The following is a 12,582-nucleotide window of genomic DNA, read 5'->3' as shown; positions in this document are numbered from 1 at the left end:
CCATCCGTGAAGGCATAATGAAATTAATTAGCCATCTTTAGGGAACAATGCGCCACCAGTTCAGTCATAGATCTGCATCGCTTGTAGTCAATTGCTTACACGCGGGACCAAGGCAGGTTTCGTGCGTAAGTGAATGCTTACAAGCCGTGGTGCGAACTGCTACTACAGGTTTTCCAGGCCGATCGGTAGTCTTTGCCGCCATGGACGCCGCGTAGGGAAGCGCTTTAGACACAAAACGGACGCGTAGCGGAACGACGCCAGGAAGGCGTAAGTCACGGATGTCAGTTTCAGTCTGCAAAGGCCCCGCTTCGGCGGGGTTTTCTTTTTTAAAGGGCAGAGAAGCCAGGCGTCACGGGCCGGTAGATGGATGTCTGTGTGCCGCGGCGGCTTGGCGGCTCGATCCAGATGAAGTTGGCGGAGCGCGGACAAGCTGGGGAAGCTGTCCGGGCGCAACGCCACCGCAAAAGACATTGGCAGGAGGCTGCGCTTGCCTCCCCTAGCGTCTGATTAGCCCCAGCATCGACGCAGTGCAGTTTTCAGGCTGGCATGCAGACGCCTGTGCCTCCAAGGCCACAGTATCCGCCAGGGTTCTTCGCCAAATATTGCTGGTGATAGGCCTCTGCGTAGTAGAAAGCCGGTAGGTCGGCGATTTCCGTGGTGATGCCTCCAAGCCCGTGCTTGTTCAGCTCTGTCTGGAAGCACGCTTCGCTGTCGCGCGCCATTTCGAGTTGCGTGGCGCTGAAGCAGTAGATTGCCGAGCGATACTGGGTGCCGATGTCGTTGCCTTGGCGCATGCCTTGGGTCGGGTTGTGCGCCTCCCAGAACAGCCTGAGCAGGTTGTCGTAAGAAATCTGTTGTGGGTCAAACACCACCAGCACGGCTTCGGTGTGCCCTGTAAGACCGGAACAGACTTCTTCGTAGGTGGGGTTTGGCGTGTGCCCTCCGGCATAGACCACCGCGGTAGTCCATACCCCGGGCTGCTCCCAAAAGCGCCGTTCGGCCCCCCAGAAACAACCCATTGCAAACATCGCCTGCTGCAGGTGCGCCGGGAATGGGGGCTGCAGCGGGTTACCGCTGACGAAGTGAGCTGCGGGTACCGGAACTGGGGTGGCGCGTCCGGGCAGGGCTTGTCCTGCATCGGGTAGCGCTTGTTTATGAACGAGAATTTGCGAGCGCAGGGTCATTGTGGTCCTCGAGCCTGGGGCGTGTTTTCAGCTAGCCTAGGCTACCAAGCTGACAAATCCAACGCGCATGTGCCCGGACGGTAGGCGCAGACCGTTAGAGCCAGTGCGGGTATCGGCGTAGCGAGGTCAGTAGCTGGTCGCCGGGGATGGGCTTGTCGAACAGGTAACCCTGCCCGATATCGCAGCGCTGATGGCGCAGGAAGGTCAGTTGTTCTACTGTCTCGATACCTTCCGCAACCACCTTGAGATTGAGGTTGCGGGCCATGGCGATAACGGCTGAGGTGATCTCGATATCGTCCTGGTTGTCCGGGATGTCCTTGATAAAGCTGCGGTCGATCTTGATCACATCGATGGGGAATTTCTTCAGATAGCTCAACGACGAATAGCCGGTACCGAAATCATCCATTGCCAGCGTGACCCCGAGTGCCTTAAGCCCTATCAGTTGCTGGCGGGTCTCTTCGGTCGCTTCGAGCAGTAGGCTCTCAGTCAGCTCCAGCTCAAGACGGTCGGGTGGTAGCTGTTCTTCGGAAAGAATGGCGGCGATTGAGCCGACCAGGTCGGGATCCGAAAATTGCTTGGGCGACAGGTTGATCGCGACCTGTGGATTGCCGATGCCCAGCGCTGCGAGCTGTAGCCCCATTCGACAGGCCTCCCGTGCTACCCACTTGCCTATCGGGATGATCAACCCGGTTTCTTCGGCAACGCCGATGAATTGATCAGGGCGGATCATGCCTTTTTCCGGGTGGTTCCAGCGCAGCAGCGCTTCCAGTCCCTGGAGCCGACCGCTGCGCAGGCAGAGCTTGGGTTGATAGAAGACTTCTAGCTCATTCTGCACCAGCGCACGGCGCAGATTGTTTTCGACGAATAGCTTGTAGTTGGCCTCGGCGTGCAAGGCTTCGGTAAACACCTGGACCTGATTCTTGCCGTTGGCCTTGGCTTTATGCAGGGCTTGGCCGGCGTGTTTCATCAGCGTCTCGGGATCGCGGCCATGCAGCGGCGAACAGGCCAGGCCCAGGGAGGCGCTGACGCTGATCAGCTGTTTGTCGACAAACAGGGGTTTGTCGAGGATGCGCAGCACTTGATGCGCCAGGAGCCGGCCTTCTTCAAGGTCCATGTTGTCGAGCAGGAGCGCGAACTCGTTGCTGGCGAAGCGTGCAAGCACACTGTCCCGGTTGAGGCTGTTGCGTAGACGGCGAGCCAGGCTGGCCAGCAATTTATCCCCGGTTTGGTGTCCGAGGCTGTCATTGATGCGCTTGAAATTGTCGATATCCACCAGCAACAGACACAGCTGCGGTTCTTTGTTGGTGGCGAAGCGCTCTTCTATGCTGCGAATGAAAAACGGCCGATTTCCGAGGCTGGTCAGGTTATCCGTATAGGCCAGGCGCTCGATGTGCTGCTGCGCCAACTTGCTCTGCGTGATGTCTTCGTAAATGCCGATGTAATGCGTGAGTTCACCGCTCTCACCGAACACCTTGGAAATCGACAGCTGCCCCCAATAGGGCTCAAGATTCTTTCGGCGGCTGCGAAATTCACCCTGCCAGCTGTTGCTTTGCGACAAGGCCGACGAGGTATCGAACAGCAATTCGCTGAGGTTTTCCAAGGCGGTAAGCTCGGCTAGGCGGCGGCCCCGAACCTCATCGGCTGAAAACTGGGTGATAGAGGTGAAGCTCGGATTCACGTACTCGACGATGCCATCACGATCGACCAGAATGAACGCGCTGGCACTCTGTTCGACCGCGCGCTGGAAGAGGTGCAATGTGTAAGTCGCACTGACGCGCTGCTGATTGGCCAGCACCTGCGCATACTGATCGGCCAGTTCACCAGCGAACGCCACCTCGTCGGCATGCCAGGTTCTGACGCAACCGGAGTGTTCTAGACAGAGCACGCCAAACACCTCACCACCGACCCGTATCGTTGCGTCAAGGATCGACGTGATACCCCGTGGTTTGAAAAAAGCTTGCGCAAGTTCCACGGTCCGGGCGTCTTCGGCGATGTTTTGCACATCGATCACTCGCCCCCTGTGCAGCGCCTCCATATAACGCGGACAGCCCGACACTTCCAACGATGAAGGGTATTCGAGGCTGCCACTGTCGCGACAGTAGGCGGCGATGGCTTCTAGATGATTACCCTTCAAATGCCATATCGACGCGCGGGCTATCCCGTAGGCTTCGCTGGCGGCTTGGGTGATCAGCTGGGCGGCCTCGAGCTGCGGGTCGGCTGCGCTGTACCGGTGCCGGGCCAGGCGCACAATCAGACTCTGCTGCGCACGGGAGCGGATCAGGTGTTCGAGGTGCTCATCCTGGGCCTGCTGATAAAACTCCAGGGTCGACCGCAGCTTCGCATTTTCGGCTTCCAGCGCAGGGGAGGCTTCCGCTGCATGGGGTTCGACAATCAGGTAGCCGCGGACCAGATCTCGACCATACTGCTGGCAGAGTTCACCGATTTCCAACATATCCAGCGGCCCACCGCAGGTGTGCAGGCAATACCGGATGGAATAGTGGCCCAGCGTTGCGAGCTGGGCTTGGACAACGTCATGAAGCTTAAGGCGAACCTGCGGTTCCATGAGGCTGGCGTAAGGCGAGTCGATCAGGGAACAGAGATCCTGCGCGGGCTGGCCTAGATAACGTTCGCAGGCAGGGTCTAGAAACAGCAGCGCCCAGCTGGATTCATTCAAACGCTCGAAGCGCAGCATGCCCAGCCTCGAAGGCACTGGCAACTGCGTCACAACCTCGGTCGCCAAACGGCTGGCGGCATCGGTATGTATTTTCATCGAGCGGTTTGCTTCCAGTATGCTGCGGTAGTCGCTTCGTTAGCCGCAGCTTAGACGCTTTTTACGGCGCGGCGATGGCTAAATAATATTAATCACCGCAAGGGTGCATCATGCAGCAGGGACTGACAAGTCGGCTATCAAAGTTACTGTTGATCTCGATCTTCCTGATCGCCACCGGACAGCTCAAAGCTGCCGAATCAAATACCTTGGGCTCGGATGAACCGTCGCGATATCTGGCCGAGCTCAAGACGCTTTACCTGACCACGGACGAACGAAAAGCGCTGCTTGCTCATAGCAATGCACTGCTCAAAACCTATGGATTGCGGGCGGCCTATCAAGTGGGGCAGGCCAACCCAGAGGACCTCGAATACCAGATCAGCGTTGGTGCTCCGGGTGAGTTGCGCATTCGTGAGGAGCGCCGGGATGCGTCCGGCAATGTCGCCGTGCGTAATAGAGGTTTCTCGGTGTTCGGCATGGACCCCTACATCCAGTACCAATGCCCGCCGCAGGGTGTCGTGTGCACCTTCGCCGGCAAGACGGGTGGCGATCCTTGGTTAACCATCCTGCGCGATCCCAAGGGTGCCGAGGAGCTGGCGAAGGCTCTGTCATTTCTGTTCCGCAATTTGCAGAAAGGCTGATGGCGCCTCACGGTGTTAGGTGACACAAAAAAACCCGCCAGATGGCGGGTTTTTTGTTGCTCATCCGATCACAACAGCATGGTGCGGATGTCAGCCAGCAGCTCGGACAGACGCTTGGTGAAGCGTGCGGCCGCGGCGCCGTTGATGACGCGGTGATCATAGGACAGCGATAGCGGCAACATCAGGCGAGGCTGGAAGGCCTTGCCATCCCAAACCGGCTGCATTGCCGCCTTGGATACACCGAGGATTGCCACTTCCGGCGCGTTGACGATCGGCGTAAAGCCGGTGCCGCCAATGTGGCCGAGGCTGGAGATGGTGAAGCAGGCCCCTTGCATGGCATCGGGCGATAGCTTCTTGGTGCGGGCTTTCTCGGCCAACTCTGCCGCTTCGGCTGCCAACTGCAACAAGCTCTTCTGGTCAACGTTGCGTATCACAGGGACCATCAAGCCGTCCGGAGTGTCGACCGCGAAGCCGACATGCACGTACTTCTTGCGGATCACTGACTTGCCGCTTGGTGACAGTGAAGCGTTGAACTCCGGCAACTCCTTGAGCAGATGCGCGCACGCCTTGAGCAGCAACGGCAGCACGGTCAGCTTGACGCCGGCTTTTTCCGCGATCGCCTTCTGCGCGACACGGAAAGCTTCCAATTCGGTGATGTCAGCCGACTCGAACTGGGTCACGTGCGGCACGTTGAGCCAGCTGCGATGCAAGTTGGCGGCACCGACCTGCATCAGGCGGCTCATGGGCACTTCTTCGATTTCACCGAAGCGGCTGAAATCGATGGTCGGGATCGGCGGAATACCCGCGCCACCCGCAGCGCCTTCGGCTGGAGCCTGCTTGACCGTGGTCATCATGCTCTTGACGTAGGCCTGGACGTCTTCCTTGAGAATCCGCCCCTTGGGCCCCGTGCCCGTGACGTCAGCCAGTTCCACCCCGAATTCCCGGGCGGTCATGCGTACTGCCGGACCGGCGTGCACTTTGGTACCGGCCTTGCTCGGTCCGCTCACGGCCGGGGCTGGCGTCGAGGCTGCCTTGGCCTCCGGTACGCCTTGCTTATTCGGTGCAACGGCCTGCTGCTGGGGCGCTGCTTCCTGCTGCGGCTTTGGCTCGGCCTTCTTCGCCGGAGCTGCGCCAGCCACCTTCAAGGTCAGGATCAGGTCGCCGGTCTTGGCATCGTCACCGACCTTGATCGACAGCGATTCCACCACACCAGCCTTGGGCGCTGGGATCTCCATGCTGGCTTTGTCCGACTCCAGCGTGATCAGTGATTGATCCGCCTCGACGCTGTCGCCGGCCTTGATCATGACTTCGATGACCTTGGCGCTGCCGCTGGACCCGATGTCCGGAATACGAACCTCCTCCACGGACTCGCCTGCAGCTTCGGCAGGTGCTTCTGCGGCCTGCTCGGTCAGTTTCTCCTTGGCCGTGCTTTGCGCCTGGCTGTCCGGCGCACTGGCCGCTGCCGACTTGCTCGAAGCGGCGCCCTTGAGGATCAGGATTAGATCACCGGTACCAACTTCGTCGCCGACCTTCACCGAAATGCTCTCGACCACGCCGGCAGCCGGGGAGGGTATCTCCATGCTGGCCTTGTCGGACTCAAGGGTGATCAGCGCTTGCTCGGCGGCGATGGTGTCGCCGACCTTGACCGAGATTTCAATGACGCTGGCCTTGCCGTCCGATCCGATGTCCGGGACCTTGATCTCCTGCGATTCGCCTTCCTCGGCTGATGCCGACGGAGCTTCATCGCCCGGAGGGGTAGGCGCCTCGGTTTCATCTGCCGGGCCGCCGGTAGCGGCACCGGCCGGCTCGGCGGCGTCTTCTGCCGGTGTCTCGCTGTCCGGCTCTTCCTCGCTCTCAAGCTCCAGCAGCTCGTCGCCTTCCTTCAACGTATCGCCCAGCTTGACCTTCAAGGCTTTCACCACCCCCGCCTTAGGCGCCGGGATTTCCATGCTGGCCTTGTCGGATTCGAGCGTCAGGATGCTCTGGTCGGCTTCGATACGGTCGCCGACCTTGACGAACAACTCGATTACTTCACCCTCACCGCTGCCGATGTCGGGTACGCGTATGGTTTCACTCACAATAGGTTCTCCTGTGCGCACGCAGCATCAGCAATCCAGAGGATTGCGCTTCTCGGGGTCGATACCGAACTCGGTGATGGCATTGGCCACGACCGTGCGTTCGATGGCGCCGCGATCGGCGAGTGCCTGCAGTGCCGCGACGGCAACCCAGCGACGGTCGACTTCAAAGAAGTCACGCAGCTTGGCGCGCGAGTCGCTGCGGCCGAAGCCGTCGGTACCCAGCACCTGGTATTCGCGTGATGGGATCCACTGACGAATCTGATCGGCGAACAGCTTCATGTAGTCGGTAGACGCCACGACTGGACCTTCGCGACCTTCCAGACACTGCTCTACATAGCTCTTGCGCGGCTCTTCGGTCGGGTGCAGACGGTTCCAGCGATCCACGGCCAGGCCATCACGGCGCAGCTCGTTGAAGCTGGTGACACTCCAGACGTCGGCGCCCACGCCCATCTTGGCGAGAATGTCCACCGCAGCGCGCACTTCACGCAGGATGGTGCCGGAACCCAGCAGCTGCACACGGTGCTTGAAGTCGCCCTTGGCTTCCTCGAGCAAGTACATGCCCTTTAGGATGCCGTCTTCGACGCCCTGCGGCATGGCCGGCTGCTGGTAGTTTTCGTTCATCACGGTGATGTAGTAGTAGACGCTCTTCTGCTGCTCCATCATCTCGTGCATGCCGTGGTGCATGATCACCGCTAGCTCGTAGCCGTAAGTGGGGTCATAGCTGCGGCAGTTGGGGATGGTGCTGGCCAGGATGTGGCTGTGGCCGTCCTCGTGCTGCAGGCCTTCGCCATTGAGCGTCGTGCGCCCGGCGGTACCGCCCAACAGGAAGCCGCGGGTCTGGGCATCGCCCGCCGCCCAGGCCAGATCGCCGATCCGCTGGAAGCCGAACATCGAGTAGAAGATGTAGACCGGCAGCATCGGCTGGTTGTAGTTGCTATAGGCAGTACCCGCCGCGATGAACGAGGAGAACGCCCCGGCCTCGTTGAGGCCTTCCTGCAGGATCTGGCCATCCTTTTCTTCGCGGTAGTACATCACCTGATCACGGTCGACCGGCTCGTACAGCTGTCCGACCGGTGAGTAGATGCCCAGCTGGCGGAACATGCCTTCCATACCGAAAGTGCGCGCCTCGTCGGCGAGGATCGGCACGATGCGCTTGCCCAAATCCTTGTCCTTCACCAGCTGCGACAGGATCCGGCCGAAAGCCATGGTGGTGGAAATCTCGCGATCGCCGGAACCGTCAAGCACCGCCTTGAGGGTTTCCAATGGCGGCGTCGGGATGCTGAAGCTCTTCGGTCGGCGCTGCGGCAAGGAACCACCGAGTTTCTCGCGGCACTTGCGCAGGTAGCGCATCTCGGCGCTGTCTTCGGCTGGACGGTAGAACGGCAGTTCTTCGAGCTGCGAGTCATTGACCGGGATGTCGAAGCGATCGCGGAACAACTTCAGGCTGTCGATATCGACCTTTTTGGTGTTGTGGGCGATGTTCTTCGCCTCACCGGCACCGGTGCCGTAGCCTTTGATGGTCTTAGCCAGAATGACTGTCGGCTGGCCTTTGTGATTGACCGCCTGGTGATAGGCCGCATAGACCTTGTAGGGGTCATGGCCGCCGCGGTTGAGCTTCCAGACTTCCTCGTCGGACATGCTCTCGACACGCTTGAGCAGCTCAGGGTCAGCGCCGAAGAAATGCTTGCGCACATAGGCGCCGTCTTTGGCCTTGTAGTTCTGGTATTCCCCGTCGATTGCCTCGTCCATGCGGCGCTGCATGCGGCCGTCTTCGTCGGCAGCGAACAGCGGGTCCCACAGGCGGCCCCAGACGACCTTGTTGACGTTCCAGTTTGCGCCTTTGAACACGCCTTCCAGCTCTTGGATGATCTTGCTGTTACCGCGGACCGGGCCATCCAGACGCTGCAGGTTGCAGTTGATGACGAACACCAGGTTGTCGAGATTTTCACGGCCAGCCAGGGAGATGGCCCCCAAGGTTTCCGGTTCGTCGCACTCGCCGTCGCCGATGAAGCACCAGACGCGCTGCTTGCCCTTCGGGATGAAGCCACGATTTTCCAGGTACTTCATGAAGCGCGCCTGGTAGATCGCGGTGATCGGGCCCAGGCCCATGGATACGGTCGGGAACTGCCAGAAGTCCGGCATCAGGTGCGGGTGCGGGTAGCTCGACAGACCTTGCCCATCCACTTCCTGTCGGAAGTTGAGCATCTGGTCTTCGCTCAGGCGGCCTTCGAGGAAAGCGCGCGAATAGATGCCCGGAGAGGCGTGGCCCTGATAGTAGATCAGGTCGCCGCCATGCTCTTCAGTAGGCGCCTGGAAGAAGTAGTTGAAGCCGATGTCGTAGAGCGTCGCACTGGAGGCGAAGGTGGAAATATGTCCACCCAGGTCCGGGTCCTTCATGTTTGCGCGCATCACCATTGCCAGCGCGTTCCAGCGGACCAAAGAGCGGATGCGGCGTTCCATGAACAGGTCGCCGGGCATCTTGGCTTCGCGGGTAACGGGGATGGTGTTGCGGTACGGCGTGGTGATGCCGTAGGGCAGCGGTGTGCCGCTACGGGTGGCCAGCTCCCCCATCCGGGTCATTAAATAGTGGGCGCGGTCTTCGCCTTCGCGGTCGAGAACTGACTCGAGGGCGTCCAGCCATTCCTGGGTTTCGACGGGATCGAGATCTTGCATGGCTTGCTCCAGGGCGGAAAGGCTTCCAGAATCGGTTGCCTGCTTCGCGGCCGGCTTTGTGGGCCGGCGCGTATATGTTCTTGGATGTTTGCCGGGGGTAGAGCCGGGCTCTGTAGTTTTACTACAAAACCGCGGCTGATTCAGCCCCCTGTCACATTCTTTCGTAGTAAAACTACATCGCGGCGAGCTGGCCTAGCTGGCTGGCTCCGGCGTCAGGGGCTCTAGTCCGGACGTTTTCGCTATCCCTCTAGCCATTCTTGCGCTAAGGAAACATTCATGAGTTTGCCATCGCTGGTTGCACTGCCGCCGTCGCTTGAATCTTTGGTCACCCGTGCCGAGGAGACGTTCCTCGGCGCTCTGCGCGACTCATCGGAGCAGGCTGAACAGCGGTTCTTGGCATGGCCGACGATGCGTCGTGAGGCTTTCGGTCGGGTTTGCGCCGCCAGCGACTTTGTCAGCGAACAGGTTAGCCGAGATCCTGAATTGCTGCTCCAGTTGGCCGAGAGCGGGTTGCTGGAGCGATCGTTGGAGGCGGGCGAAATGCGTGCAGTGCTCGCAGAGCTGCTCAGCGACTGCCCGGACGAGGAGAGTCTGGCCAATCGGCTACGCCGGTTCCGCAACCGCCAACAGGTACGAATCATCTGGCGTGACCTTACTCGTCAGGCTGATCTCGCCGAGACCTGCGGCGATTTGTCCGACATGGCTGACGCCTGTATCGATCTTGCCTATCAATGGTTGTATGAGCGCCATTGCGAGCAGTTCGGTATGCCGATCGGTCGGCGCAGCGGCGAGGCGCAGCAGATGGTCATCCTTGGCATGGGCAAGCTGGGCGCGCGCGAGCTCAACCTGTCATCCGATATCGATCTAATCTTCGGTTATCCGGAAGGCGGCGAAACTGTGGGGACCAAGCGTTCACTGGATAATCAGGAATTCTTCATTCGCCTCGGTCAGCGGCTGATCAAGGCGCTGGATGCGCCGACCCTGGACGGCTTTGTCTTTCGCGTCGACATGCGGCTGCGACCTTATGGCTCGTCCGGCTCGCTGGTGCTGAGCTTCAATGCGCTGGAACAGTACTACCAGGACCAGGGGCGCGACTGGGAACGCTACGCCATGATCAAGGCTCGGGTGGTCGGCGGCAGCGAAGCGGCCGGCAAGGAGTTGCTGGAAATGCTCAGGCCCTTCGTCTATCGGCGCTACCTCGATTTTTCCGCGATCGATGCGCTGCGCACCATGAAACAGCTGATCCAGCAGGAAGTGCGGCGCAAGGGTATGGCCGCCAATATCAAGCTGGGCTCGGGTGGCATTCGCGAGGTGGAATTCATCGCTCAGGCTTTCCAGCTCATCCACGGGGGGCGCGACCTGAGCTTGCAGCAGCGGCCCTTGCTTAAGGTGCTGACAACCCTGGCCGGGCAGGGCTATCTGCCGCCTCCTGCGGTCGAGGAATTGCGCGAAGCCTATGAATTCCTGCGTTACACCGAGCATGCGCTGCAGGCCATCGATGATCGCCAAACACAGATGCTGCCGGACAACCAGATCGATTGTGATCGCGTCGCCTTGATCATGGGGTTCAGCGATTGGGAAGCCTTCCATCAGCAGCTTCTTCATTGGCGCGGTCGAGTAGATTGGCATTTCCGTCAGGTGATTGCCGATCCCGACGAAGACGAAAACGCCGAAGGCGAGTCGTTGGCAGGTGGCGAGTGGCTGCCATTGTGGGAGCAGGATTGGGACGAGGAATTTGCCTGCCGTCAGCTGAGCGATGCGGGTTTTCGCGACGGTCAGACCGCCTGCCAGCGACTCGCGGCTTTGCGTAGCGGCAATCAGGTGCGGACCATGCAGCGTCTCGGCCGCGAGCGTCTCGATGCCTTCATTCCTCGGTTGTTGGCTCAGGCGGTTGAGCAGGATGATCCTGATCTGGTGCTGGAGCGCGTATTGCCGCTGGTCGAGGCGGTCGCACGTCGCTCCGCCTATCTGGTGTTGCTGACCGAAAATCCCGGCGCCCTGCAGCGCTTGCTCGAGCTCTGCGCCGGCAGTCCATGGATCGCCGAGCAGATCGCGCGCTTTCCGTTGCTGCTCGACGAGCTGCTCAACGCGGGGCGGCTGTTCAGCCCGCCGCTGGCGCCGGAACTCGCTGGCGAATTGCGCGAGCGGCTGGCGCGCATTCCCGAGGACGACCTCGAGCAACAGATGGAAGCGCTGCGCCACTTCAAGTTGGCGCACCGACTGCGGGTTGCGGCTTCCGAGATCGCCGGCACCTTGCCGCTGATGAAGGTTAGCGATTACTTGACCTGGCTCGCCGAGGCCATTCTCGAAGAGGTGCTGGCCCTGGCTTGGCGCCACACCGTCGCGCGGCACGGCCAGCCGAGGCGTGCCGACGGTTCGCTGTGCGATCCGGCCTTTATCATCCTGGGCTATGGCAAGGTTGGTGGAATCGAGCTTGGTCATGGCTCTGATCTGGATCTGGTGTTCATCCATGACGGCGACCCGAACGCCGAAACCGACGGTGCCAAGCCCATCGATGGCGCACAGTTCTTCACCCGCCTGGGGCAGCGCATCATTCATCTGCTGACCACTCAGACCACCTCCGGCCAGCTCTACGAGGTCGACATGCGCCTTCGTCCGTCGGGCGTATCCGGCTTGCTTGTCAGCTCGCTGAATGCCTTTAGTCGCTACCAGAGCGAGGAGGCCTGGACCTGGGAGCATCAGGCGTTGGTGCGGGCCCGAGTGTTGGTCGGTTGTCCACAGCTGGCAAAGGATTTCGAAAAAGTCCGTGCTGCGGTGCTCGGGCGCTCGCGTGATCTCGAACGGCTGCGCGGCGAAGTCAGCGATATGCGCACCAAGATGCGTGACAATCTCGGGACCCGCTCCACTCAGGCCGGCATGGCTGACAAAGCCTTTTTGGCGGAGGGTGAGTTCAATCTCAAGCAGGACGCCGGTGGTATCGTGGATATCGAATTTATGGTGCAATACGCGGCTTTGGCGTGGTCGCACCAGCATCCGCAACTGCTGCGCTATACCGACAATATCCGCATTCTCGATGGGTTGGAGCAGGCCGGGTTGATGACCGGCGATGAGGTTCGGTTGCTGCAGGATGCCTACAAGGCATACCGCGCTGCGGCCCACCGGCAATCACTGCAGAAACTGCCTGGCGTGGTAAGCGGGGATCAATTTCATGACGAGCGTCGCGCGGTGATGCGCATCTGGCGTGAGCTGGGGCTCAGCTGATCTCGTCGGCAAACAGC

At 60.4% G+C, this 12,582-nt stretch carries 6 protein-coding genes; 2 read left to right on the top strand and 4 right to left on the bottom strand.

Annotated features, from left to right (window positions below):
• Positions 1-536 precede the first annotated feature (536 nt).
• Both msrA and ACQKEK_RS07415 read right to left on the bottom strand, forming a co-directional pair.
• Complete coding sequence (gene msrA, locus ACQKEK_RS07420; RefSeq protein WP_128121667.1) at positions 537-1,184, bottom strand: peptide-methionine (S)-S-oxide reductase MsrA; 648 nt, start codon at positions 1,182-1,184, stop codon at positions 537-539.
• Between the two features lie 94 nt (positions 1,185-1,278).
• Positions 1,279-3,954 carry a sensor domain-containing protein gene (locus ACQKEK_RS07415; protein ID WP_499135588.1) on the bottom strand — a complete coding sequence of 892 codons (2,676 nt, stop codon included), beginning with the start codon at positions 3,952-3,954 and terminating at the stop codon, positions 1,279-1,281.
• Between the two features lie 110 nt (positions 3,955-4,064).
• Between ACQKEK_RS07415 and ACQKEK_RS07410 the strand changes: the two genes are divergently transcribed.
• Positions 4,065-4,592 (top strand): hypothetical protein, encoded by a 528-nt coding sequence (locus ACQKEK_RS07410; RefSeq protein WP_181690048.1) that lies wholly within the window; start codon positions 4,065-4,067, stop codon positions 4,590-4,592.
• Between the two features lie 68 nt (positions 4,593-4,660).
• On the opposite strand, the gene aceF is transcribed toward ACQKEK_RS07410, so the two are convergent.
• Both aceF and aceE read right to left on the bottom strand, forming a co-directional pair.
• Positions 4,661-6,670 (bottom strand): dihydrolipoyllysine-residue acetyltransferase, encoded by a 2,010-nt coding sequence (gene aceF / locus ACQKEK_RS07405; RefSeq protein ID WP_499141834.1) that lies wholly within the window; start codon positions 6,668-6,670, stop codon positions 4,661-4,663.
• A 27-nt stretch (positions 6,671-6,697) separates the two neighbouring features.
• Positions 6,698-9,343 (bottom strand): pyruvate dehydrogenase (acetyl-transferring), homodimeric type, encoded by a 2,646-nt coding sequence (gene aceE / locus ACQKEK_RS07400; protein WP_499141832.1) that lies wholly within the window; start codon positions 9,341-9,343, stop codon positions 6,698-6,700.
• Positions 9,344-9,619: 276 nt separating this feature from the next.
• Here aceE and glnE point away from each other — a divergent pair, with 276 nt between their 5' ends.
• On the top strand, positions 9,620-12,565 hold the full coding sequence (glnE, locus tag ACQKEK_RS07395; protein ID WP_128121671.1) for a bifunctional [glutamate--ammonia ligase]-adenylyl-L-tyrosine phosphorylase/[glutamate--ammonia-ligase] adenylyltransferase: 2,946 nt from the start codon (positions 9,620-9,622) through the stop codon (positions 12,563-12,565).
• Positions 12,566-12,582 lie beyond the last annotated feature (17 nt).

Source organism: Pseudomonas sp. NPDC077408 (genome assembly GCF_050269105.1).
GTDB lineage: Bacteria > Pseudomonadota > Gammaproteobacteria > Pseudomonadales > Pseudomonadaceae > Stutzerimonas.
The sequence above is the reverse complement of the archived record's forward strand: the minus strand, read 5'-3'. Positions and strand labels throughout refer to the sequence as shown.